This is a genomic window from Sphingomonas sp. (assembly GCF_024508665.1).
Taxonomy (GTDB): domain Bacteria; phylum Pseudomonadota; class Alphaproteobacteria; order Sphingomonadales; family Sphingomonadaceae; genus Sphingomonas.
The window spans coordinates 1,189,006-1,211,672 of sequence record NZ_JANINP010000007.1 but is presented as its reverse complement, the minus strand read 5'-3'; the positions used below and the strand labels follow the sequence as shown (position 1 = coordinate 1,211,672).

The following is a 22,667-nucleotide window of genomic DNA, read 5'->3' as shown; positions in this document are numbered from 1 at the left end:
GATAGACAGTTTTTATAAAAACTAAATATTATTTAGTGCTAGTCTCGCCCGCGCCACCGGCTCGGTGTCTAGACTGCACTTTTAGGAAGCATTGCTCTGCTTCGCCGGACAGGCTTAGCCCAGCCGCGCCGCGTGCCAGGCGATGTGATCGGCCATGAAGGTCGAGATGAAATAGTAACTGTGATCATAGCCCGGCTGCAGTCGCAGCGTCAGGTCGATCCCTGCGCGGTGGCATGCGTCCGCCAGCAATTCCGGCTTGAGCTGGTCGGCGAGAAATGCGTCGGCGTCGCCCTGGTCGACCAGGATCTCAGGCACGCGCGCGCCGTCATCGATCAGCGCGCAGGCGTCATAGGCGCGCCAGTCCGCGCGATCCTCGCCGAGATAGCCTGACAGCGCCTTCTCGCCCCAGGGGCAATGCAGCGGCGACACGATCGGCGAAAAGGCCGATACACTGCGAAAGCGCCCTGCGTTGCGTAGCGCGATCGTCAGCGCGCCGTGGCCGCCCATCGAGTGGCCGGTGATGCCTTGCCGCGCCATGTCCGCCATCGCGAATTCGGCCGCGATCAGCCCGGGGAGCTCGTCCTCGATATAGGACCGCATCCGGAAATTGGTCGACCAGGGCGCCTGGGTCGCGTCGACATAGAAACCCGCGCCCTTGCCGAAATCATAGGCTTCGTCGTCGGGCACGTCGTCGCCGCGCGGGCTGGTGTCGGGCGCGACGAAGATCACGCCATGCTCGGCGCAGGCGCGGCGATACTCGCCCTTTTCGGTGACGTTGGCGTGCGTGCAGGTCAGTCCGGACAGATACCAGAGCACCGGCAGCCGCGTGCCCGCTTCGTGGTCCGGCACGAACACCGAAAACGTCATCGGCGTGCCGGTGGCGGCCGAGGCGTGTTCGTACACGCCCTGGACGCCGCCGAACGCGCGATTGGTGGATTTGACGGTCAACGACACGCGATCAGCCCAGCCGGTGAAGCCCGCAGAGCTTGTTGCCGTCGGGATCGCGCAGATAGGCAAGATACAGTTTCATGCTGCTCCCTTCCCGCACGCCCGGATCCTCCTCGATCGCGGTGCCGCCGTTGGCGACGCCGGCGGCATGCCAGGCATCCGCCTGTTCAGGCGTTTCCATCGCGAAGCCGATCGTACCGCCATTCGCGTGACACGCCGGCTGGCCGTCGATCGGCGCCGTGACCATGAAGATGCCGCCATTGTGCAGATACATCAGCCGACCCTTGGGGTCGACGATCGCCGGCTTCCCGCCGACCGCGCCGAACAACGCGTCGTAGAATTTCTTCGATCGATCGAGGTCGTTGCTGCCGACCATCATGTGCGAAAACATGTCTTTTTCCTCCCCGGATGAAAGTGATTTTCAGAAGACCACGACGCTGCGGATGCTCTCGCCCGCATGCATCAGGTCGAATGCCTTGTTGATCTCGTCGAGCTTGAGGACGTGCGTGATCATCGGATCGATCGCGATCTTGCCCTGCATGTACCAGTCGACGATCTTGGGCACGTCGGTGCGACCTTTCGCGCCCCCGAACGCGGTGCCGCGCCAGTTGCGCCCAGTGACCAGCTGGAACGGACGCGTCGAGATTTCCTTGCCGGCCTCCGCCACCCCGATGATGATGCTGGTGCCCCAGCCGCGGTGGCACGCCTCGAGCGCGACGCGCATGACGTCGGTATTGCCGGTCGCGTCGAACGTGTAGTCGGCCCCACCATCGGTCAGCGCGACCAGATGCGCGACCAGATCGCCCTCCACCTTCTTCGGATTGACGAAGTCGGTCATGCCGAATCGGCGTCCCCATTCCTCCTTCGAATCGTTCACATCGACGCCGATAATCTTGTCGGCACCGACCATTTTTGCGCCCTGGATGACGTTGAGGCCGATTCCACCCAATCCGAACACGATTACATTGTCGCCGGCCTGGACCTTCGCGGTCTTCACCACGGCCCCTACGCCGGTGGTCACGCCACAGCCGATATAGCAGCTTGTCTGGAACGGTGCGTCCTCGCGAATCTTCGCTACCGCGATCTCCGGTAGGACCGTGAAGTTCGAAAAAGTAGAACAGCCCATATAATGAAAGATAGGCGTCCCTTTATACGAAAAGCGCGTCGTGCCGTCGGGCATCAAGCCCTTGCCCTGGGTCGCGCGGATCGCGGTGCAGAGATTGGTCTTGCCCGACAGGCAGCTTTTGCATTGCCGGCATTCGGGGGTGTAGAGCGGGATGACGTGGTCGCCGGGCTTGACGCTGGTCACGCCCGGACCGACCTCGCGCACGATCCCGGCGCCTTCATGCCCCAGGATCGACGGAAAAATCCCTTCAGAATCAAAGCCATCTAGCGTGTACGCGTCGGTATGGCAAATGCCGGTGGCCATGATCTCGACCAGGACTTCGCCCGCCTTGGGACCTTCCAGGTCGACCTCGACGATCTCCAGCGGTTTCTTCGCTTCGAATGCGACGGCGGCGCGGGTCTTCATCGGTATCGGCTCCCTGATTGTCGCGCCCGCTTCTAATCACTGGCGCGGCGGGGGCAACCTCCAGCATACCGTCAATTCGATCACCGTCCGTCGTGCCTGCGCGCGCGGTCGAAATTGGCCGCGTCGCCGCCGCGAATGCATGGCGCCGCACGCCGCCCGTCGAGCGTCGGCGGATTCGATATGGGCGCCTGCCATCTTCGCGCTCAGTCGACGCAAAGCAGCGCGCCGCAAGCGGCGGGTCACGTCATCCGCATGTCAAAAGTCGCTCCGAGCCCTATCCTAAGGCGTGACAAGCGCAAAAAGGCAGCGCACAAGAGGCGCGCGCTCCATGAGGCGTAACGAGTCTGGGGCCGGAACACCGGCCCAATGAACAGGAAGGAATGCAATGGCTACTGCACCCAAGACCGGCGGAATTCATGCGCCCGTCACCCCGTCGCCCGAACTGGGCGCGATTGTCGGGACGGCGCCGCTGCCGCGCAGCCAGGTGATCAGCAAGGTGTGGGACCACATCAAGAAGAACAATCTGCAGAACCCCGCCAACAAGCGCGAGATTCTGGCCGACGACAAGCTGAAGAAGGTCTTCGGCACCGACAAGGTCACGATGTTCGAGATGAACAAGCACATCTCCAAGCACGTCAAGGCGTAAGCCGGACCTCAAACCGAAAGGGCGCCGCGCGGGAGACCGCGCGACGCCCTTTTTATTGTCAGGAGCAAATCAGGCCGGGACAGGCTCCGCCGTCGTCACGATTTGAATGCCCGACGCATCGTCCAGCTTTCCTGCTCGCTCCGCCGCCGGCCGGGCACGGCACCGTTCGATATAGGCATCGATAGCCGCGCTCTCAGGGAAAGCGTGGCGCGCGAATGCCAGCGCGCTGCCGATCAACAAGTCTGCACCCGAAAAAGCATAGCCCATCACGTAAGGGCCGTCCGCCAGCGCCCGTTCCAGCCGAGCGACGACCGCATCGTAATTACGCTGCTTGTTCGGCGCGCCGACCAGTTCGCCCATCATTGCCGCGAACATCGCCGGCTCCATCTCGGCGGCGTACCAGGCGAGCCAGGTGAGATAGGCGCCACGTTCCGGCGCCCCGACGCGCGGCCCGAGGCCGGCTTGGGGAAATGCGTCGGTGAGATATTGCAGGATCGCGACCGATTCGGCGACCAAAGCGCCGTCATGTTCGATCGCGGGCACGCGCTTGTCCGGATGCGGATTGGCGGGATCGGGGACGCCCTCCCCCGTCATTGGCCGGAAGATCGACACCGGGCGGATCTCATACGGCGCGCCCACTTCCTCGAGTAGCCAGATGATGCGTGACGACCGCGATTGCGGGGCATGGTAGAGTGTGATCATGATAGCGGCTCCTTCGCTCGTAGCGGCGGCCCATCGCCGCTCCCGATGAAAAGGCTTGTAGGCGGACCCTGCTGACAGCATTCTGTCAGCAGGAGGTCGAAACCCATGCGTCGTGCCGATCGGCTGTTCCAGATCATCCAGATTCTGCGGCGATCGTCGCGCCCGATCACGGCGCAGGATATCGCCGAAGAACTCGAAGTCTCTCCGCGCACGGTCTATCGTGACGTCGCCGATCTGATCGGCCAGCGCGTGCCGATCCGCGGCGAAGCGGGTTTCGGTTATATTCTCGACGATGCGTTCGACATGCCGCCGCTCATGCTGACATCGGACGAGATCGAGGCGGCCGTGCTCGGCGCCCAATGGGTGGCCGGGCGCGGCGATCCGGCACTGGCCGCGGCCGCGCGCGACCTCATCGCCAAGATCACGTCCGTCGTGCCCGAACGGCTGCGCCCCTTCCTCGCCGATCCCTCCATCGGCACGCCGCCCCGATCAAAGGCGCCGCCCGACGCGATCGACCTGGGGATTGCCCGCACCTGGATTCGGGAAGGCCGCAAGATCCGCATCGACTATCGCGACGAACGCGGCCAGATCAGCGATCGCGTGATCTGGCCGGTAATCATCGGCTTCTTCGATCAGGCGCGCGTGATTGCCGCCTGGTGCGAACTGCGCGAGGATTTCCGCCACTTCCGCACCGACCGCGTCGTCGCGGCTCAGTTTCTCGACGAACGCTATCCCGCACGTCCGGGCGAATTGCGATCGCGCTGGAAGCGCGGGTTGGCGCAGGCGCATCATTCCTAGCGATGGTGAGGTGGTGGTCCCGGAGGGACTCGAACCCCCGACGCCCACTTTAGGAAAGTGGCGCTCTATCCGGCTGAGCTACGGAACCACGCCGGGTCTGGTACCGAGCGCGAGGGAAAGGGTCAATTGCAGGCTTCGGGGGGGACGACCGGAAAGGGCAAGGGCGCGACCGGAACACCGTCCTCGACCAATGCCTTGGCTTCCTCGATCGAGGCTTGACCATGGATCGGCGCATGATCCTCTTCGCCCGAATGCATCGCCCTCGCCCGCGATGCGAAGGCGGTGCCGACCCATTCGGAATTGGCCAGCGCCTGTTGCTGCGCCTTGGCCAGAGTCGCCATCGCCGCTTTCACGGCAGCGGGCGTGACTTCCGCCTGGCGATTGCCCTTGGCGGCGACGTTGGGCGCCATCACCGCTTTTTCCACCGCGCTGTTGCCGCACATCGGACAGCTGACCAGACCGCGCGTGCGCTGGTCGTCATAGTCCGACGACGAGCCGAACCAGGCCTCGAACACATGGCCGCTACCGCATTTGAGGTCGAATACGATCATGCCAACACCACCTCGGGAATGGCTCGGCGGTGCTTGAGCGCGGGCACTCGCGTGCGCACATCTTGCTGCAGGACCGGATCGATCTCGGCAAAACCGAGTCCTGGCGCCTCTCCCATATCTAATAGTACCTCGCCCCAAGGGTCGATCACCAGCGAATGGCCATAGGTCGCGCGGCCATCCTCGTGCACGCCAGTCTGTGCTGCTGCGACCACGAAGCAGGCGCCCTCGATCGCTCGCGCGCGCAACAGCACGTGCCAGTGCGCCGCACCGGTCGGCCGAGTGAACGCCGCCGGCATGGCGAGGATCGTCGCCCCGGCATTGGTCAGCGCGCGGTAAAGGTCCGGGAAGCGCATGTCGTAGCAGATCGACATACCCAGGCGCCCGACGGGGGTCGCCACCACCACGGCACCTTCGCCCGGAGTGTAAGAAGCGGATTCGCGCCAGCTCTCACCGGTCGGCAGGTCGACGTCGAACATGTGCAGCTTGTCGTATCGTGCCCGAATCTCGCCGCCCGCATCGATCACGAAGCCGCGATTGGCCAATTTGCTATCGTCGCGTCGGATCAGCAGCGACCCGATATGCACCCAGATACCGTGCTGCGAGGCCGCCGCACGAACCGCCGCCAGCACAGGGTCGTCCGCTTCGCCGAACAGGTTCGGCGCAGCGCGCTCCCGGTTGCGGTCGACCAGCCCGGACACTTCAGGCGTGAACAGCATCATCGCGCCACCTGCCGCGGCGTCCGCCACGGCATCGACCATAGTCGCTCGATTGGCGGCGGGGTGGATCCCGCTCGTCATCTGCAGGACGGCGATCTTGCCGGAGATGGTCATGCTGCAAGCAGCGGGTCGAGCCCTCCCCGCGCATCGAGCGCGGCGAGATCGTCCGATCCGCCGATATGCTTTCCGTCGATGAATATCTGGGGCATCGTCATGCGACCGCCCGAGCGATCGACCATCTCGGCCTTTTTGGGGCCACCCATCGTGACATCATATTCGATCGGCTCGACGCCCTTGGACGCGAGCAACTTCATCGCTCGCACGCAATAGGGGCACCACGCCTTGGTGTAGATTTCTACCTTCGCCATAGTCCGAGAGAGGTGGAGAGCGTCGCGCGGCTTGTCAATCGGAGGTCTCGCCGACGACGCGGGCCCAGCACAGGATGGTGACCTTGCCGGCGCCCGCCTTCAGCAGCGCGCGCGTGCAGGCATCCGCCGTGGCGCCGCTGGTATAGACGTCGTCGACCAGCACGACATGCCCCTCCTCTATCCGGCGTTCGACCGCGAACGCAGCCCGAACTGCATCGCGGCGCTGGCGCGGATTCATCCCGCGCAGCGCAGGCGTTCGCTTCGTCCGGCGTAACAGCATAGGATCATGCGCGATGCCGCTCGCCGCGGATAAGGCATCGGCGATCAGCGCGGCCTGGTTATATCCCCTGCTCCACAACCGCCAGCGATGTAGCGGAACCGGTACCAGCAGGGTTGCGTCCGACGGCATGTGCCGCGCCAACAGGCGCGCCGCCGTCGTCGCGAAGGCGAGCCGGCCGCCATATTTGAGCCGCAGCGCGACAGTCTTCGCCACCGGGCCGTAAGCGACGGCGGCACGCGCGCCGGCATGAGCCGGCGGATTGGCGAGGCACGCGCCGCATTGCGCGTCGGGTCCGCGATCGACCTCGAACGGCGTGCAGCAGGTCGCGCACCACGGCGCACCCAGCAGATCGAGCGAATCCCAGCACGCCGCGCAGAAATTGTGGTCGCCCCGCACCACCGCGCCGCATCCCGGACAGCGCGGCGGCAGCGCCAGCGACACGGTATCCGCGAAGACTTGCTTGACCCCCATCGCGCTCTTGTCGCGCGGTCGCCGCGACGGCACAAGCGCGACCGATGGACTCTCCCGAAATCTTCGATCGCACCGCACGGCGACTGCGCCGCGACCGTGCCGCGCCGATCTATGCCGATCACGATTTCCTCCGCGCGGCGATGCTCGACGGAATCGCCGAGCGGCTGGAGGGGGTGAAGCGGACCTTCGCCGACACGTTGGATCTTGGATGCTTCGACGGCGCATTCGTGCCGCCGCCGAACACCGCGGTTACGCGGATCGATGCGGGCCGTCTGTTCGCCGCGCAAGCGGGTGGCATCCAGGCGGACGAGGATCGATTGCCGGTCGAACCGGAAAGCTTCGACCTGGTCGTGTCCGCGGGCGTGCTCGACAGCGTCAATGACGTGCCCGGCGCGCTGGCGCAGATCAGGCGCGCGCTCAGGCCAGACGGCCTGTTTCTGGGCGCGTTCGTCGGCGGCACATCCCTGCCGGTGATGCGCGCCTGCTTTCTTCATGCCGAAGCCGATCGCCCTGCCGCCCGCTTCCATCCGATGATCGACGTGCGGTCGGCGGGCGATCTGCTGGTTCGCGCCGGCTTTGCCTTACCGGTTGCCGACAGCGAAACGCTCAGCGTTCGCTATTCCGACCTGTTCCGCCTGATCGGCGACCTGCGCGGCATGGCGGCGACCAATGTGCTGGGCGGACGCACACCGCTCGCCCGGACCGCGCTGGCTGCCGCCGCCGCTGCTTTTGCCGAACGCGCCGAGCCCGATGGCCGCACGACGGAGCGATTCGACCTGATCTTCCTGACCGGTTGGGCACCTTCGCCCGACCAGCCCAAGCCGGCTCGGCGCGGCAGTGCCACCGTCTCGCTAGCCGCGGCGCTCGGCCGCAAGGATTGATACGAACGGGCGGTCGGCAGCCGGCATGTCGTAATTCGCCAGCGTGTCGGGCTCGACCCAGCGGATCGCGGCGGCGTCGAGCGCGCGGGGCTCGCCCTGCCATGAGCCGCATCGGTAAAGTAACAGGAGCAGATGCCGTGTTCCTCTATCGACGCTGCTAAACGTCAATGGCTCGAGTTGCTCGGGCACGACAGTCACACCAAGTTCCTCGTGCAGTTCGCGCACCAGCGCCGCCTCAGGAGACTCGCCGGGTTCGATCTTGCCGCCGGGGAATTCCCACAGGCCGCCATGCTCCTTGTCGAACGGACGTTGCGCGATCAGCACGCGGCCTTGGGCGTCGGTCAGCGCCACGGCAACGACGGGCAACAAGTCCATTTGGCGCCGTCCCTTTGCGCTGTTGGTCATTCGTTAACGAAACGTACCTACCATTCCCGTCTAGATTGGGGAGCCGTACGCGGCAAAAAAGCGATGATCCATGTCCTACGCCAACTGGCCAGGAGTCGAAGAGGCGCGACCGCCGTCGAGTACGGGCTGATCCTGTCGCTGGTCGTTCTGACGATGCTCGCCGCCTTGCAAGGGCTGGCCAGCACGACAACCGGCATGTGGAACAACGTGTCGGACAAGGTCCAGAATCCGCATTGATGGGGACATCCGGAACAATCCGTTCCGGCTTTAAGCTTTTCTCAACCGCCCTGCCCTACTGATTCGGACTGCTGGACGGGGGCATATCCTGGTTCAGCCGGGTGACTGAAGTAGTTCGAACCACTGGAGACCGGATATGAAGACCGTTCGCAAGATTTTCACCAACAAGAAGGGTGCCACCGCCATCGAGTACGGCCTGATCGCCGCGCTCATCGCCGTCGCCGCGATTGCCGCGATGCAGGGCCTGGGCAACCAGCTGAAGACCACGTTCACCAACGTGTCGTCGAACATGAAGGCTTCGTAAGCTCCAACGCTTACAGCCGAAAAGCGGGGCGGCGGAACTTCGGTTCCGCCGCCCTTTCTTTGTTTCCTCTCCTATTGGAAGAGGAAGGGGCCCGCTCGCGCAGCGAGTGGGAAGGTGAGGGTCGAGTGGAGCGACAAGCGCCTACCCTCACCCTTCCGCCGCGCAACGCGCGGCTCCCTCCCTCTCCCAATGGGAGAGGGATTTTAAAGCCGGCCCATCGCCAGGAACTTGTCGCGACGGTCGCGGCGCAAGTCGTCGGGACCGAGATTGTGCAGCCCGCTCAGCGCGTCAGCCATCGCGTCGCCCAGTGCCGCTATCGCCGTGTCGGGGTCGCGATGCGCGCCGCCTAGCGGCTCGGACACGATCGTGTCGATCACGCCCAGCCCTTTCAGGTCCTGCGCGGTGACCTTCATCGCCTCGGCGGCGTCGGGCGCCTTGTCGGCCGTGCGCCACAGAATTGAGGCGCAGCCTTCGGGTGAGATCACCGAATAGACGGCGTGTTCGAACATCAGCACGCGATTGCCCGCCGCGAGCGCGATCGCGCCGCCCGACCCGCCCTCGCCGACCACCGCGGCGACCATCGGCACGCCAAGCTTCAGGCACGCCTCCGTCGAGCGGGCAATGGCTTCGGCCTGGCCGCGCTCCTCGGCCTGGACGCCGGGGAAGGCGCCCGACGTGTCGACCAAAGTCAGCACCGGCAGCCCGAACCGGTCGGCGAGTTCCATCAAACGGATCGCCTTGCGATAGCCTTCGGGCTTGCCCATGCCGAAATTATGCTTGAGCCGGCTGGCGGTATCGTTGCCCTTTTCGTGGCCGATCACCATCACCTTCTGGCCGCGGAACGTCGCGAAACCGCCCAGGATCGCCTGGTCGTCGGCAAAGGCGCGGTCGCCGGCCAGCGGCATGAAATCCTCGAACAGCCCGGCGACATAATCCCCGAAATGCGGCCGATCCGGATGGCGCGCGACCTGCGTCTTCTGCCACGGCGTCAGCTTGGCATAAGTCGCCTTCAGCAACGCGTCCGACTTGGCCTGCAGCCGCTTGACCTCGGAATCGATGTCGATCGCGCCGTCCGAAGCGGTGTCGCGAAGTTCGTCGATCCGACCCTGCAACTCAGCGATCGGCTTCTCGAATTCAAGGAAGGTAGCCATGGCCGGGCGGGTTAGGCCCGCCTCGGGGCAACGTCAACGAGCGGGTGACGGGTGTTGACCAACTCGATCAGCCGTTTGCTGTCGACATGCGTGTAGATTTCGGTCGTCGCGATATCGGCATGCCCCAGCATCGCCTGGAGCGCGCGCAGGTCCGCGCCCCCTTCCAGCAAGTGGGTGGCGAAGGCGTGGCGCAGCACGTGCGGGCTGATGCGGTCGGGAGGAATGCCGGCATCGGCCGCCAACGCCTTGATCAACTGATAGAGGCGGACGCGCGACAGATGCCCTTTACCCGAGGGAAACAGCCATGGCCTGTCGCTCTCGAGATGTGCGCGCCACGCCGCGACGGCAGCGCGCGCGCGGTCGGAAATCGGCGCCAGCCGCTCTCGGCCGCCTTTGCCCTTCAGGATGATATAAGGCCGGTCGGGCTGGATGGCGTTGCGCGGCAGCGATACGAGTTCGGTCGCGCGCAGCCCCGATCCGTAGAGCAATTCGATCAGCGCCGAGAGACGCAGGTCGTTGGGATCGGGCGGAACGCGCGCTTGCCGCTCGGCGATCGCGGCGAACAGGCGGTCGATATCCTGATGGCTCAGCACCTTGGGCAGGGGTCGCCGTGCGCCCGGCCGCGGCAAGGCGCCGCCGGGATCGTCGGCGCGATGGCCTTCATCGGCCAGGAAGGCAAAGAATCGACGCAACGCGGCCGCCTTGCGCGCGACGGTCGCGTGCGAAAGGTCGCGCCAGCCGTTGCCAAGTCGTTCGACGTCCTTCACGTCCGCGGAGGCCAATCGCCCGTTCAGCGCTTCTGAGGCCAGCCGCAAGTCGCTGGCATAGGCCGCGACCGTGTTCTTGGCGACGCCGGCCTCCGCGACCAGCATTTCGAGGAACCGCTCGATCAGCGCATGATCCTGAAGGTCGGTCGCGGCCATCAGGCCCGCGTCACGGCCTCGGCCGCGACCATCCGCGCGGTGCTGCCCAGTCCCACGACCCGCAATGCGTTGACGATGTGGAATACTGCCGCCGGCGATACGCCGCGCCAGTCCTGCGTCTGCAAACCGACCGCGCTCAGCACCAGCACTTCACCCGGATGGCGCTGCGCCGCGGCGCGATCGATCGCACGAGTCCAGCTATTGCCGCCTTGCACGTCCGCTCCATAGCTTTGCGCCACTGCCGGATCGAGCCTGGCGAGCCCGGCAAGCGCGGCCGCGAACATCCGCTGTTTGGTCGCATCGGCCGAAAAAGCGCCGACTTCGCCCGAACCATAGCGCGCGTTGCTGTCGGGATCGGATACCAGGATCAGCGCCCACCCCAGGCTGCCCCGCGCCACGGCATTGCGCCATCGCGCTGCCGAGCGATCGAGGCCGGCGCTGAGCATCGAGGCGATCAGCTGGTCGCTGCCGTCGGTCTTGGTCGCGACCGGAATGCGCTTGGCCGCCCGCGCCGTCAGCACCAACCGGCCATAGCCGGCAAGGCCGTTGCTATTCTGGCCCCAGAGTCCCCGCAGCGCACCCAGGCGCGCATCGCGCGATTCGCCCGTGTAGGCGTTACGCAAATCGCTGGCGACGCCGTTGGCCGGATTGCCCTGATCGTCGCCCGCATCGATCAGGCCGTAGAGATCGACCAAGGCGAGGTTGGAGAGAATGCCCTGAGCCGCCGCCTGATCGGCGAATTGCGACCGCTCGACCGGTGTTTCCTGCGGCGCCAGCACCTGCCAATAGCGCATCTGCGGGCCGGTGCCCTCGAACAGCGCATCGGGAATTTTTTCGCCCGCGGCCATTGCCAGGCCATAGCGCCACGAATTGATATTGGTGACGCCGTCCCATTCGATCACCACGTCGCCCTTGTTCGACCCGCGGCCGGCAATCTTCTGCGCGAGCGCCAAGTCGACACCGGCGGCGACGCGCTTGGCTTGGTTCATCAATGGCGTCGCCTGGCTCGGAGCCGAGGATAGAGCGGCGCACATTGCGCGCGCCAGCACCCAGGCCGGCTCGCTCGATACCTTGATGGCGTCGTTGGCCAACGGACACATCGCGCCGACATCGCCGGTTGCCAGCGCTGCCTGCATCGCGACCTGATAAAGTTTCGGCGTATAATCCTGCGGATCGACCGACTGCACCATCGCGCGCGCACCGACCGATTCGCCCATGCGCAGCAGCAGCCAGGCGCGCTCGGCGGCGAAATCCGCACCGTTGACGTTGCGTGGCGTACTGATCGGCTGCAACAACAAGCGGCGCAGCGCGATCGATACCCAGCGCGAGGCGATCGGTGCGCGCGTATCGCGCATCAGCCGTTCGATATAGCGCCCATCGGCATTGCCGAAGGCCGCGGGATTCAACATCCGCTCGGCCGTCGGCAAAATGCCGATCATCGCCAGATTGCGGCGTGACGATTCGGGCAAGGTGTAATGCACCTGGCCGGGTGTCGCCGCAGGCGTCGGTGCCGCGATTGGCAGGCCGGTCAGCGGATCGGTCGCGGCTGGCGCGGGCAGCGGCAACGCCGGAGCCGTCGGGTTCGCGGTCGGCGCTGCGCTAACGGCGGGAGGTGTCGTTGGCGCGGCCGTGGGCGCCGGAGTTGATGCCGGCGCAGGAGTCTGGGGACGCGGCGATGGACGCGGCGCGGGAGCAGGCGCGACCGGCTGGTCGAACCCTGGCGGCAGGATCGATTCGGGTTTCTTCTGCGCAAGCGCGGCGCCGCCTGCGGCGACCAGCGCTATCGCCAGCGCCGACGCGCCAACGCTAGCCTTGGAGATTCGCAAGCGAGACAGCCTTTTCCACCCGTGTCTGCTGCGTCTCGTGCGCCCGGTTCGACAGGAAGAACATTCCCCCTACCAGAACCACCAACACGACGATCAGCACCACCAACATTCGCGACATGCGACAATAACCTTTACACTCTTTCGGCGCTCAAACTGGCACGCCGCCCGGCTCGCCGCTTGTGCCCGAGCGTGCGGTGCGCTGTATAGCCCCCAAACCCATGTTGCAAAGCGCTCCTCCCTTTCTTTCTTGGACCGGCAAGCCGATCGTGCTCGTCGGATTGATGGGCGTCGGCAAGTCGACCGTCGGCCGCCGCCTCGCGGCGCGACTGCATTTGCCCTTCGTCGATGCCGATACCGAAATCGAGGAAGCCGCCGGCATGACGGTCAGCGAGATTTTCGAGAAATTCGGTGAAGCGTATTTCCGCGACGGCGAACGGCGCGTCATCGCCCGGCTGGTCGACGGCAAACCCAAGGTGATCGCGACCGGCGGCGGCGCATTCATCAACGACGAAACGCGCGCGCTGATCCTCGACCAATCGATCGCGATCTGGCTCGATGCGCCGACCAGGATCCTGGCCGAGCGCGTCGGCCGCCGCGATACGCGTCCCTTGCTGCGCAACCGTAACCCGCGCGAGGTGCTCGACGAACTCGCCGCCGTCCGCAATCCGATCTATGCCCAGGCTCCGATTCGCATCGCCAGCGACCAGGCGCCGCACGAATCGGCCGTCAACGCCATCCTGAAAGCCCTCGGCCTGTGACCATCGTCCCCGTTTCGCTCGGTTCGCGCAGCTACGATATCGTGATCGAGCGTGGTCTGCTCGGCCGCGCGGCAGCGCATTTGCTGCCCCTGTCGCGCGGCAGGTCGATGGCGATCGTCAGCGACGCGAATGTCGCGCCGCATCTGGCGACGCTGCAGGCCACGCTCGCCGCCGCCGGCGTCGCGAGCGAGGCGATCGTGCTGCCCCCCGGCGAAAGCACCAAGAGCTGGGCCCAACTCGAAGCCCTGACCGACCGGCTGCTCGCGCACGGCGTCGAGCGTGGTGACCATGTCATCGCCTTGGGCGGTGGCGTGATCGGCGACCTGGTCGGGTTCGCCTGTTCGATCGTCAAGCGCGGGTGCGGCTTCGTTCAGATCCCGACGACCCTGCTTGCCCAGGTCGACAGTTCGGTCGGCGGCAAGACCGCGATCAATACGCGCGCCGGCAAGAATCTGATCGGCGCGTTCCACCAGCCCGGTTTAGTGCTGATCGATCCCGACGTGCTCGACACCTTGCCCGCCCGCGAGACGCGCGCCGGTTACGCCGAAGTCGTCAAATACGGCCTGATCGACGATTTTGCCTTCTTCGAATGGTGCGAGGCGAATGGCGACAAGCTGCTCGCCGGCGATCCCGAGGCGCGCGAATATGCCATCGCGCATTCGGTCGCCGCCAAGGCGCGGATCGTTGCCGAGGACGAACGCGAGACGACCGGCAAGCGCGCCTTGCTCAATCTCGGCCATACGTTCGGACATGCACTGGAAGCGGAAACAGGATTTTCCGATCGTTTGCTCCATGGCGAAGGCGTCGCGGCGGGTATGGCTCTGGCCTTCGCCTATTCGGCGCGGCGCGGCCTGTGTCCGGGTCAGGATGCCGAGCGCGTCGCGGCGCATCTGCGCGCGGTCCGCCTCCCTGACGGGGTCAAGGCCGCCGGAATAACGGCTAGCGGCGCGACATTGGTCGACCATATGCGCCACGACAAGAAGATGGACGCGGGCACCCTGCCTTTCCTGCTCGCGCGCGGCATCGGCCGGACCTATCTCGACCATTCGGTCGATCTCGCCGATGTCGAGGCGTTCCTCGACGAGCAGCGGTGACCAGAAAGCATCTATTTCGTGTGGCGCTGCTGGCGCTGGGATGCATGGTTTATCTGCCGGCGATGATCCTGATGACCATTCAGGTGGCGGGGCCGACCGACCTCCAGGCATTATTCGACTGGTTGGCCGGTCGATGCGCAGGCGATTGCAACGGTTGGAACGTGCTGGCGACGGCGATCCAGATCGCGCCGATCATCGTCACCGGCCCCGTGCTACTGTGGATCGGGATTATCTGGATTCGCCGCAGCCGGCGTTCCGATCGCGAGGCCGAAGCGATCGCCGGCGAGTTCGCGACGGCGCCTGATCGCGTGTCGCCGCACGCGATCGAGGAGGACGAGGATCGCTATCTGTACCGCGACCGCCAGGGGCGGCTTCGCCCGGTTTATGCCCCCCCTGCTCCCTCACCAAAGCTCGATACAGGAGGCTGATTTCCGGATATCGCCGCGGTCATGACTTAAGGAGGGTTCGATGCTTTTGACGAGCTTGCTCGCACTTGCCGGCACCGACGCCGGGTTGGCGCCATCAGGGAAATGGACAGTCGATTATCGTGCCGACAAGTGCGTCGCATCGCGCCCATTCGGTGCCGAACCCGCCACCTATATAGCGCTCCAGCCGTACGTATCGCTGGATGTCATAGGCGCAAAGCTGATCCTCGTGGCACCGAATATCGAAGGAAGTGGTGTCAGGAACGGAACAGCTAAAATCTCGCTGCAACCTGCTAGCACCGAAAAGACGCTCGGATATGTCAGCCGCGACTCCCAACTTGATGGGGCTCGAAGTTACGAAATGTCGTTGGACGCAGGCACGATGGCTCAGATCGGGCAGGCGACAAGCTTGGCGATCACTGCCGGAAAGGAAGAGGTAACACTGGAGACGGGAAAGCTTCAACCGGTGATCGACGCTGCGGAGAAGTGCAACGATGACCTTATGCGAAGCTGGGGCGTCGATCCGGCTGCGAGGGCGGCACCGTTAGGCAACCCTGGCCAGTGGTTTACTGATGATGACTATCCCCCGGCAGCAGCCCGACGGCATGTGCAAGGAAACGCCACTATCGTCCTTACTGTCGACCCCAACGGCGAGGTAAAAGGATGCCGCATCGTGGCCACTACGGGCGACGCAGATCTGGACAAGGGAACCTGTGACGTGGCGCGGGCACATGCCCGTTATGTTCGCAAGGATGGGGCAGATCGTTTTTCGGTTCTCGCAGTCCATTGGTCGCTGTAGGATCAGCGATCGCCCCTATCACGCGCTGCTTTTCGCCACGCTCCACGCCAGCCATAACCAGCCGCCGATCAGCGCGAGGCCTCCGATCGGCGTGATCGCGCCAAACCAGCGCGGGGCGCCGACCGCCATCAGGTAGAGTGTGCCGGCGAAGATCAATCCGCCGATCACGAACAGCGCGGCAGGTCCTTTCGCTGCCATCTTCAACGCCACCAACGCGGCAACTGCGTGAACCAGCTGATATTGGCCGCCGGTCTTCAGCCACTCGGCCGCCTGCCCGGTCGCGCCGTGCGCACCGAAGGCGCCCGCCCCGACCGCCAGCGCGCCCGACAAAGTGGCCAGGATCGCAATCCAGTTCATGGTTCCTGCCCTCGCCCCAGTTCCTCCGCGCCGACCGGCTCGGACGCGGCGTCGGCGTCGGCCGCGAGTTCGCGCCGGGTCGCGGCGAAAATCTCCTCGCGCTCGTCGCTGGTGATGATGCGGTCGCGCGCGGCGCGCAGATCGCCGGTTTCATATTGGAGCTTCAGCCGCTCCTTGTCGCGCGCACGGTACATGTCCTCGGCGAGGTCGGCTTCGGCCGGATCGATGTCGATCGCATTCATCGCCATCCGCCCCATCTTGATCGCCGATTCCATCACTTCGCGAACCACGCCGGCGATCGGCGAGCCCTTGAGTTTGATCAGCGCCCGCCGGTCGTAGGTGCGCGCGAATATGGCGGCCTTGGGAAATGCCTCGTGCACACCCTCGATCAGGTCGGCGTCCAACTGGTCGCCATCGATACAGAACAGGATCAGTTCCGCCTCATGCGCGCCGGCCTGGCGCAAGAGATCGAGCCGCGTGCCGTCGCCATAATAGACCTTGGCGCCGAATTCGGCGGCGACGTCGATCATCTCGATATCGGTATCGATCAGCGTGACCGGTATGCCGGCGGCGATCAGCATCTGCGCCACGGTCTGGCCAAATCGGCCATAGCCGACGATCAGCGCATTGGCGCCGTCGGCGCGCGGCCCTTCGCGGTCGCCGGTAACCTGGGGCGCTTCCCGGAATCGCGCGGTCACCATCATCAGGAACGGCGTCGTCGCCATCGACAGGGTGACCACCGCGCTGAAGATGCTGACCGCAGCGGGCTCGATCAGGAACGCGCGCTGTGCCTGGGCGAACAGCACGAAGCCGAACTCGCCGCCCTGGCTCAGCAACAATCCGAGCGCCAGCGCACCGCGCCAGTTCATTCGGAACGCCATGCCGATCGCGAAGATGATCGCTCCCTTGGTCGCGATCAGCGCCAGCGCCATGCCGATCACGAAGAACGGGCGCTCGGCGATGATATGCAGGTCGAGCAACATGCCGACCGCGAGGAAGAACAATCCGAGCAGGATCGAGCGGAACGGCTCCACGTCTGCTTCCAGCTCGTGGCGGTACGGCGAATCGGCCAGCATCACGCCCGCGACGAACGCGCCCAAAGCGGTCGACAAATGCAGATATTCCATCACCGCTGCCGATGCGGTGACAGTGAACAGGGCGGCGAACACGAACATTTCGCGCTCGCCGAGATTGCCGATCACGCGGAACATCGGCCGCAGCAGGTACCGGCCCGCCAGCACCAGTCCGGTAATCGCCAGGACGGTATAGATGAACAGTAGATAGCCCGGCGGACCCTGCTGATCCGCGGGATTGCGCGACAGGATCGTGACCAGCGTGATCAAAGGCACGATCGACAGGTCCTGGAACAGCAGCACCGCGAACGCGCGTTCGCCGAACGGCGTGCGCAGCCGCCCGGCCGACTGCAGCATCGGCAGCACCTGCGCGGTCGAGGACAGGGCCAGCGGCAGGCCCAGGACCAACGCGGCTTGCCATGAGAAGCCGACGACGCCGTGAACGATCAAGGCCACCGCTGCGCCGCACGTCAGTACCTGGATCAGACCGATCGCGAAGATGTCCTGTTTCATCTTCCACAGGCGCGACAAATTGAGCTCGAGGCCGACGATGAACAGCAGGAGTGTGATTCCGAGCTCGGCTACACTGATCTTTCCTTGTGCATCGCCGATCAGGTTGAGCGCCTGTGGCCCGATCAGCGCACCCGCGACCAGGAAGCCCAGGGTCGCGCCCAGGCCGAGACGGCGAAACAACAGGACGAACACCATCCCGACGCCGAGCATGACGACGCCGTCGCGGAGCATCGAAGCGCCGTGCATCAGGCGTCGTTTCCGGTCGTTGACGTCGCGGCAATCGCCGCCGCCTCCGCCGCGGCTTCAAACGCCAGGCGGATCGACGGATGGCGCGCGGTGACGGTCAGCGCAGGGATGAAGATGTCGAGATCGGGCCAACTCGGCGCCTGACCTTCTCCCGCCAGCCAGGCCGTAAGCTCGTCGCGCGCCGTTGCGAGTTCGGCCGGGGTCTTGCCGAGGATGTTCGCGGCGAGCAGCGAGGACGATGCCTGGCCCAGCGCGCAGGCACGCACCAGCATCCCGACTTCGATGACACGGCCATCGACCAGATTGACGTCGACCGTCACTCGGCTGCCGCAAATCGGCGAGCGCTTCTCGCTCGACCCCATCGGCTCGGTAAGGCGCTGATGATGCGGAATCGACGCTGCGAGCCGCAGGATTTCAGTGTTGTAGAGCGGCGCGTTCATCCTGACCGCCATGTAAGCGAGCGTAACGAAAAGCGCGACCCCTTCGACGAATTAGGATGCGATCCTAATGCGCGGGTCGTGAACGATGCGGTCCGGCCTTGCTGGTCTTCTTTGGGGCCGGTGCATCGGCCGGATTCCCGGCATCCGCAGCATCGTCGGCGTTGGTAGTAAAGTCGCTGGCATTATCGCTGCTGAAGATCGGCTGCCCCTTGCGGCGCTTGGCGACGAAATCGGCGACGAATGCGCTGGTCGCATTGAGCAAGGGATAGGTTCGCGACTTGGTCAACCAGGACGGACGCAGCTTCGGCCCACCATCGATTGTGTCGTAGACCAACACCAGCAACAGGAAAGCGAGACTGGCGAGGATCAAGCCCTTGAGCGCGCCGAATCCGAACCCCATCGCGCGATCGAGCGGCCCCAGGATCGATTGCTTGGTACGCCTCCCCATGGCTCGCGCCAGCATGCGTCCACCGAAATAGGCGATGCCCGCGATCAACGCGAAGGCGAGAATGGCGGCACCCGAACTCGTCCCGACGATCCCGGTCAGCGCCGCGGTCACGGGCGTGTGCAACGCCTTCAGCGCGAGCACCACCAGCACCCAGGCAAGCAGCGACAGCACTTCGGTCACGAAACCGCGCCACCAGCCGAGCGCCGCGGCCGCGCCGACGCCCAGAAGGACGGCGATATCTAATCCAGTCAGCCCCATACCCGGCCCGACAGCTAGCCCCGACCCAGCATATGGTCAACGAGCTGACCCAGCGTTCGGAAACCACTGATCTTGATTTCATTCTCGCTCTTGGTCGCGGCCGGTCCCAGCGCGCGGTCGAAGCCCAGCTTGGCGGCTTCCTTCATCCGGAGCGGCGCATGCGCGACGGGACGGACTTCGCCCGACAGCGCGATCTCCCCGAACGCGACCGCATCGGCGGGCACCGGCCGCTCGCTCAGTGCCGAAATCAGCGCCGCCGCGACGGCAAGGTCCGCCGCCGGATCCTGCACTCGATAGCCGCCGGCGATGTTGAGATAGACTTCGCAGGTCGAGAAGCTGAGCCCGCATCTGGCTTCAAGCACCGCCAGGATCATCGCCAACCGGCCCGAATCCCAGCCCACGACCGCGCGCCGCGGCGTCGCACCCGAAGCGAGCCGGACGACCAGCGCCTGGATCTCGACCAATACCGGCCGCGTGCCCTCAAGCGCCGGGAATACCGTCGCGCCCGTCATCCCCTCCTCGCGATGAGTCAGGAACAATGCCGAGGGATTGGAGACCTCGTTCAGTCCCGATGTCTCCATCGAGAAGACGCCGATCTCGTCCGTGGCGCCGAAACGGTTCTTGATCGCGCGCAGGATGCGATATTGGTGACTGCGCTCGCCTTCGAAGCTGAGCACGGTATCGACCATATGCTCGAGCACGCGCGGCCCGGCGATCGAGCCGTCCTTGGTGACATGCCCGACCAGCACCAATGCGCTGCCGCGTTCCTTGGCGAAGCGAATCAATTCCTGCGCCGACGCGCGCACCTGGCTGACCGTACCCGGCGCGCCCTCGATCAGGTCCGAATGCATGGTCTGGATTGAATCGATCACCAGCAATGCCGGCCGCTGGCCCTGACCCAAAGTCGTCAGGATATCGCGAGTCGAGGTCGCCGCACCGAGTTCGACCGGGGCATCGCCCAGCCCCAGCCGCCGCGCTCGCAACCGCACCTGGTCCGCCGCCTCTTCTCCCGAGACATAGACGACACGCTCGCCACGCCGCGCCAGGCACGCCGCCGCCTGCAGCAGCAACGTCGATTTGCCGATCCCCGGATCGCCGCCGATCAAGGTCGCCGACCCTTCGACGAACCCGCCGCCCAGCGCGCGGTCGAGCTCCGCGATCCCCGTCGCCAGGCGATCCGGCAGTTTCACTTCGGCATCGAGCCCGATCAGCGCGATCGCGCGCCCACCCGATTGCAGATTATGCTTGGCCTGGAACGGCGTGACGTTGCCACCGACCTCCTCGACCAGGGTGTTCCATTCGCTGCAGTCGACACACTGTCCCTGCCACCGGTTCGCGACCGATCCGCAAGCCTGACAGACGTAGCGCTTCTGGGGTTTGGCCATGGCGGATGTTTATCCGAAACGGAACGATTAGGGAACATCGATATCGGATAAATTGCCGCTTTCGCGCGATTTTAAGGAGCAAGGGTCGCGACCTCCTTTTTTGCCTGTCCGAATGGCGGCACAACCATAATGTGGCGGTAATCGACCTCACGCGTTTTCGGCTCGCGCAAAAAGAGGTGTTAATGCCTGGACTAAAATCGGTTGCGATCACGCGTGTGGCGGATTTGAGCGGAACATTCGTGTTCGCGGTAGAGGGCGGTCTCGTTGGACTGCAAGTCGGGCTCGACCCGGTGGGCGTTCTGGTCTTGGCATTTCTTACCGCATTGGGTGGCGGCCTGATACGCGACGTTCTTATCGGGTCCCTTCCACCTGCCGCCGTGAAGGACTGGCATTATGGTGCTACGGTCCTGATCGCGGCCGCGGCCGTATGGGGGCTGAACGCGTCCATCCTCGCCATCCCTGCCGAAATGATGATCATACTCGATGCCGCCGGTCTCTCCCTTGCCGCCATCGCGGGCACAGAGAAAGCCCTTGATCACGGCATACATCCTTTCGTCGCCTTGTTCATCGGTACCGTCAGCGGCGCTGGCGGAGGCACACTGCGCGATGTCGTTATCAACGAGGTCCCCCGCGTGCTGCGCACAGATATTTACGCCAGCGCCGCGACAGCGGCAGCGTGCATGATTATCGTTGCCCGCAAGCTTGGCCTACCGCCGAGACTAGCCGCAATCGGCGCAGGCGCTGCCTGTTTTGGCCTGAGGATCTTGGCCTACCGATATAATTTGCACCTGCCGACCGGCCGATGACCGAACGCAGCGATCGGCTTGCCGGCTCGCCGCGAAGGACGCGTGCCCGGATCGGAGCAATCCAGGCCTCGAAGCCACCACAAGGTCCTGGATCTTGTTGCAATTGCCGATAGCTTCCAGCACAAAATTCATTCGAAAATGGAAGGCCTTAACTCGACGAAGGGACAGACGATGCGCGCTTTATCCTTTTCGATCTTGGCGGCGGTAGGATTTTCGGGAATTGCCGTGACTGTAGCGCATGCAGATAAAAGAACGGACAAGAACAAGGCGCGTTGCGCAGACTATGGTTTCGAGCCGGGCACAGATGCATTCGCAAACTGCGTGATGCGGCTTTCGCTGGCTCAGGACAGACAGCAGCCGCCCGATCGAGATACGCTCCTGCGTATCTATAGAGACCGCAGCATGGCACGCAGAGGGGATGGTCGCTATCCGATCTGCACGGCCGCAATGATGGACAACGAACTCGATACGTCGATCAATAAATGGGTTGGCCCCAATTGCCAAATGGCCCCGGATTAACACGAGGCCAGCGGCTCCGGACGATAATGATGGCGCGTCGATGAGAGCTGGGCGTCTCTGCCGCCTTATCCTTAGCTTCCCGGCCGCGCCGGGATCGTCAGTCCCTTCTGCACCGCCGGCCGCGCCAGCCCGCGCTCCAACCACGCCCCGACATTCTTGAACGTGTCGAACTCGACGAGGTCGCGTGCTTCGTAGAAGCCGATCAGATTCCGCACCCAGCCCAGGGTGGCGATGTCGGCGATGGTATATTCGTCGCTCATGATCCAGGTGCGGCCATCCAGCCGCCGGTCGAGCACCCCGAGCAGCCGCTTGCTCTCGGCGACGTAGCGGTCGCGCGGACGCTTGTCCTCATAGTCCTTGCCGGCGAATTTGTTGAAGAAGCCGAGTTGGCCGAACATCGGCCCTACCCCGCCCATCTGCCACATCAGCCAGGCGATGGTTTCCCAGCGTCGGGCAGGATCGGCGGGGATGAACTTGCCGGTCTTGTCGGCAAGATAGAGCAGGATCGCGCCGGTTTCGAACAAGCCCATGGGTTTGCCGCCGGGCCCGTCGGGATCGATAATCGCCGGAATCTTGCCATTGGGGTTGAGGCTTTCGAATTCGGGCGATTTCTGATCGTCTTTGGCGAAATCAACCAGATGCGCCTCGTACGGTACGCCCAATTCCTCCAGCATGATCGTCACCTTGACCCCGTTGGGCGTTGGCAAGCCGTAATATTGGATGACGTTCGGATCGGCCGCCGGCCATTTCCTGGTGATGGGGAAGGACGATAGATCAGCCACGCGGCGCCTCCTCGAGTTGCGATTGC

Annotated in this window: 30 protein-coding genes and 1 tRNA gene; 11 read left to right on the top strand and 20 right to left on the bottom strand. The window is 64.7% G+C overall.

The window, feature by feature from the left end:
- Positions 1–114: 114 nt before the first annotated feature.
- Genes fghA through Q0L25_RS20995 form a run of 3 tightly spaced genes read right to left on the bottom strand, consistent with a single transcriptional unit; the run spans position 115 to position 2,479 of the window.
- The gene (gene fghA / locus Q0L25_RS21005) at positions 115–948 is read right to left on the bottom strand and encodes an S-formylglutathione hydrolase (protein ID WP_296617688.1); all 834 of its coding nucleotides are present in this window, start codon (positions 946–948) and stop codon (positions 115–117) included.
- A 10-nt stretch (positions 949–958) separates the two neighbouring features.
- The gene (locus tag Q0L25_RS21000) at positions 959–1,339 is read right to left on the bottom strand and encodes a VOC family protein (RefSeq protein ID WP_296617686.1); all 381 of its coding nucleotides are present in this window, start codon (positions 1,337–1,339) and stop codon (positions 959–961) included.
- Positions 1,340–1,369: 30 nt separating this feature from the next.
- A complete protein-coding gene (locus Q0L25_RS20995) occupies positions 1,370–2,479 on the bottom strand; it encodes an S-(hydroxymethyl)glutathione dehydrogenase/class III alcohol dehydrogenase (protein ID WP_296617685.1) in 1,110 nt (369 codons plus the stop codon).
- A gap of 385 nt (positions 2,480–2,864) precedes the next feature.
- On the opposite strand from Q0L25_RS20995, the gene Q0L25_RS20990 reads away from it, so the two are divergent.
- A complete protein-coding gene (locus tag Q0L25_RS20990) occupies positions 2,865–3,125 on the top strand; it encodes an SWIB/MDM2 domain-containing protein (RefSeq protein WP_066590217.1) in 261 nt (86 codons plus the stop codon).
- A gap of 69 nt (positions 3,126–3,194) precedes the next feature.
- Here the strand turns inward: Q0L25_RS20990 and Q0L25_RS20985 are convergent, their stop codons facing one another.
- The gene (locus Q0L25_RS20985) at positions 3,195–3,827 is read right to left on the bottom strand and encodes a glutathione S-transferase family protein (RefSeq protein ID WP_296617682.1); all 633 of its coding nucleotides are present in this window, start codon (positions 3,825–3,827) and stop codon (positions 3,195–3,197) included.
- A 105-nt stretch (positions 3,828–3,932) separates the two neighbouring features.
- On the opposite strand from Q0L25_RS20985, the gene Q0L25_RS20980 reads away from it, so the two are divergent.
- Positions 3,933–4,625 carry a YafY family protein gene (locus tag Q0L25_RS20980; RefSeq protein ID WP_296617681.1) on the top strand — a complete coding sequence of 231 codons (693 nt, stop codon included), beginning with the start codon at positions 3,933–3,935 and terminating at the stop codon, positions 4,623–4,625.
- A gap of 11 nt (positions 4,626–4,636) precedes the next feature.
- Here the strand turns inward: Q0L25_RS20980 and Q0L25_RS20975 are convergent.
- The 5 genes from Q0L25_RS20975 to Q0L25_RS20955 all read right to left on the bottom strand — a co-directional run bounded on the left by Q0L25_RS20975 (position 4,637) and on the right by Q0L25_RS20955 (position 7,011).
- A tRNA-Arg gene (locus Q0L25_RS20975) sits at positions 4,637–4,713 on the bottom strand.
- 34 nt (positions 4,714–4,747) lie between these two features.
- Positions 4,748–5,176, bottom strand: coding sequence for a DUF1178 family protein (locus tag Q0L25_RS20970; RefSeq protein WP_296617679.1), 429 nt, complete (start codon positions 5,174–5,176; stop codon positions 4,748–4,750).
- Positions 5,173–6,006, bottom strand: a complete 834-nt coding sequence (locus tag Q0L25_RS20965; protein ID WP_296617678.1) for a carbon-nitrogen hydrolase family protein — start codon at positions 6,004–6,006, stop codon at positions 5,173–5,175. The genes Q0L25_RS20970 and Q0L25_RS20965 overlap by 4 nt, the downstream gene beginning before the upstream one ends.
- Positions 6,003–6,260, bottom strand: coding sequence for a glutaredoxin 3 (gene grxC / locus Q0L25_RS20960; protein ID WP_296617677.1), 258 nt, complete (start codon positions 6,258–6,260; stop codon positions 6,003–6,005). The genes Q0L25_RS20965 and grxC overlap by 4 nt, the downstream gene beginning before the upstream one ends.
- 34 nt (positions 6,261–6,294) lie before the next feature.
- The gene (locus tag Q0L25_RS20955) at positions 6,295–7,011 is read right to left on the bottom strand and encodes a ComF family protein (RefSeq protein WP_296617675.1); all 717 of its coding nucleotides are present in this window, start codon (positions 7,009–7,011) and stop codon (positions 6,295–6,297) included.
- A 44-nt stretch (positions 7,012–7,055) separates the two neighbouring features.
- Here Q0L25_RS20955 and Q0L25_RS20950 point away from each other — a divergent pair, with 44 nt between their 5' ends.
- The gene (locus Q0L25_RS20950) at positions 7,056–7,892 is read left to right on the top strand and encodes a class I SAM-dependent methyltransferase (protein WP_296617674.1); all 837 of its coding nucleotides are present in this window, start codon (positions 7,056–7,058) and stop codon (positions 7,890–7,892) included.
- Here Q0L25_RS20950 and Q0L25_RS20945 read toward each other — a convergent pair.
- Positions 7,863–8,267 (bottom strand): (deoxy)nucleoside triphosphate pyrophosphohydrolase, encoded by a 405-nt coding sequence (locus Q0L25_RS20945; protein ID WP_296617672.1) that lies wholly within the window; start codon positions 8,265–8,267, stop codon positions 7,863–7,865. The genes Q0L25_RS20950 and Q0L25_RS20945 overlap by 30 nt on opposite strands.
- Before the next feature lie 93 nt (positions 8,268–8,360).
- Here Q0L25_RS20945 and Q0L25_RS20940 point away from each other — a divergent pair, with 93 nt between their 5' ends.
- Complete coding sequence (locus Q0L25_RS20940; RefSeq protein ID WP_296617670.1) at positions 8,361–8,534, top strand: Flp family type IVb pilin; 174 nt, start codon at positions 8,361–8,363, stop codon at positions 8,532–8,534.
- Positions 8,535–8,670: 136 nt separating this feature from the next.
- Complete coding sequence (locus tag Q0L25_RS20935) at positions 8,671–8,838, top strand: Flp family type IVb pilin (protein WP_066590201.1); 168 nt, start codon at positions 8,671–8,673, stop codon at positions 8,836–8,838.
- 203 nt (positions 8,839–9,041) lie between these two features.
- Here Q0L25_RS20935 and Q0L25_RS20930 read toward each other — a convergent pair whose 3' ends face one another.
- The 4 genes from Q0L25_RS20930 to Q0L25_RS20915 are packed head-to-tail and all read right to left on the bottom strand — an operon-like array spanning position 9,042 to position 12,856.
- Positions 9,042–9,989 (bottom strand): acetyl-CoA carboxylase carboxyltransferase subunit alpha, encoded by a 948-nt coding sequence (locus Q0L25_RS20930; protein WP_296617668.1) that lies wholly within the window; start codon positions 9,987–9,989, stop codon positions 9,042–9,044.
- An 11-nt stretch (positions 9,990–10,000) separates the two neighbouring features.
- Positions 10,001–10,912, bottom strand: a complete 912-nt coding sequence (locus Q0L25_RS20925; protein ID WP_296617667.1) for a tyrosine recombinase — start codon at positions 10,910–10,912, stop codon at positions 10,001–10,003.
- Positions 10,912–12,738, bottom strand: coding sequence for a hypothetical protein (locus Q0L25_RS20920; RefSeq protein ID WP_296617665.1), 1,827 nt, complete (start codon positions 12,736–12,738; stop codon positions 10,912–10,914). The genes Q0L25_RS20925 and Q0L25_RS20920 overlap by 1 nt, the downstream gene beginning before the upstream one ends.
- Complete coding sequence (locus Q0L25_RS20915; RefSeq protein WP_296617664.1) at positions 12,719–12,856, bottom strand: hypothetical protein; 138 nt, start codon at positions 12,854–12,856, stop codon at positions 12,719–12,721. Before Q0L25_RS20915 ends, Q0L25_RS20920 begins: the two co-directional genes overlap by 20 nt.
- 100 nt (positions 12,857–12,956) lie before the next feature.
- On the opposite strand from Q0L25_RS20915, the gene Q0L25_RS20910 reads away from it, so the two are divergent.
- From Q0L25_RS20910 to Q0L25_RS20895, 4 genes are read left to right on the top strand one after another with little or no spacing between them, the layout of a single operon-like run.
- Positions 12,957–13,496, top strand: a complete 540-nt coding sequence (locus tag Q0L25_RS20910) for a shikimate kinase (RefSeq protein ID WP_296617662.1) — start codon at positions 12,957–12,959, stop codon at positions 13,494–13,496.
- Positions 13,493–14,590, top strand: coding sequence for a 3-dehydroquinate synthase (gene aroB / locus Q0L25_RS20905; RefSeq protein ID WP_296617661.1), 1,098 nt, complete (start codon positions 13,493–13,495; stop codon positions 14,588–14,590). The genes Q0L25_RS20910 and aroB overlap by 4 nt, the downstream gene beginning before the upstream one ends.
- Entirely contained in the window at positions 14,587–15,018 is a 432-nt protein-coding gene (locus Q0L25_RS20900) for a hypothetical protein (RefSeq protein ID WP_296617659.1), read from the top strand. Before aroB ends, Q0L25_RS20900 begins: the two co-directional genes overlap by 4 nt.
- A gap of 40 nt (positions 15,019–15,058) precedes the next feature.
- Positions 15,059–15,814, top strand: coding sequence for an energy transducer TonB (locus Q0L25_RS20895; protein ID WP_296617657.1), 756 nt, complete (start codon positions 15,059–15,061; stop codon positions 15,812–15,814).
- A gap of 18 nt (positions 15,815–15,832) precedes the next feature.
- Here Q0L25_RS20895 and Q0L25_RS20890 read toward each other — a convergent pair whose 3' ends face one another.
- The 5 genes from Q0L25_RS20890 to radA form a co-directional block, all read right to left on the bottom strand.
- Entirely contained in the window at positions 15,833–16,171 is a 339-nt protein-coding gene (locus Q0L25_RS20890; RefSeq protein ID WP_296617656.1) for a DUF423 domain-containing protein, read from the bottom strand.
- Positions 16,168–18,003, bottom strand: coding sequence for a cation:proton antiporter (locus tag Q0L25_RS20885; protein ID WP_296617653.1), 1,836 nt, complete (start codon positions 18,001–18,003; stop codon positions 16,168–16,170). Before Q0L25_RS20885 ends, Q0L25_RS20890 begins: the two co-directional genes overlap by 4 nt.
- On the bottom strand, positions 18,003–18,443 hold the full coding sequence (locus Q0L25_RS20880; RefSeq protein ID WP_296617823.1) for an iron-sulfur cluster assembly scaffold protein: 441 nt from the start codon (positions 18,441–18,443) through the stop codon (positions 18,003–18,005). The genes Q0L25_RS20885 and Q0L25_RS20880 overlap by 1 nt, the downstream gene beginning before the upstream one ends.
- A gap of 64 nt (positions 18,444–18,507) precedes the next feature.
- On the bottom strand, positions 18,508–19,149 hold the full coding sequence (locus Q0L25_RS20875) for a CvpA family protein (protein WP_296617651.1): 642 nt from the start codon (positions 19,147–19,149) through the stop codon (positions 18,508–18,510).
- 14 nt (positions 19,150–19,163) lie between these two features.
- On the bottom strand, positions 19,164–20,534 hold the full coding sequence (gene radA / locus Q0L25_RS20870; RefSeq protein WP_296617649.1) for a DNA repair protein RadA: 1,371 nt from the start codon (positions 20,532–20,534) through the stop codon (positions 19,164–19,166).
- 131 nt (positions 20,535–20,665) lie between these two features.
- Between radA and Q0L25_RS20865 the strand changes: the two genes are divergently transcribed.
- Both Q0L25_RS20865 and Q0L25_RS20860 read left to right on the top strand, forming a co-directional pair.
- Positions 20,666–21,340, top strand: a complete 675-nt coding sequence (locus tag Q0L25_RS20865) for a trimeric intracellular cation channel family protein (RefSeq protein WP_296617647.1) — start codon at positions 20,666–20,668, stop codon at positions 21,338–21,340.
- A gap of 138 nt (positions 21,341–21,478) precedes the next feature.
- A complete protein-coding gene (locus Q0L25_RS20860; protein WP_296617645.1) occupies positions 21,479–21,859 on the top strand; it encodes a hypothetical protein in 381 nt (126 codons plus the stop codon).
- Between the two features lie 71 nt (positions 21,860–21,930).
- Here Q0L25_RS20860 and Q0L25_RS20855 read toward each other — a convergent pair whose 3' ends face one another.
- A complete protein-coding gene (locus tag Q0L25_RS20855; protein WP_296617643.1) occupies positions 21,931–22,641 on the bottom strand; it encodes a glutathione S-transferase N-terminal domain-containing protein in 711 nt (236 codons plus the stop codon).
- Positions 22,642–22,667 lie beyond the last annotated feature (26 nt).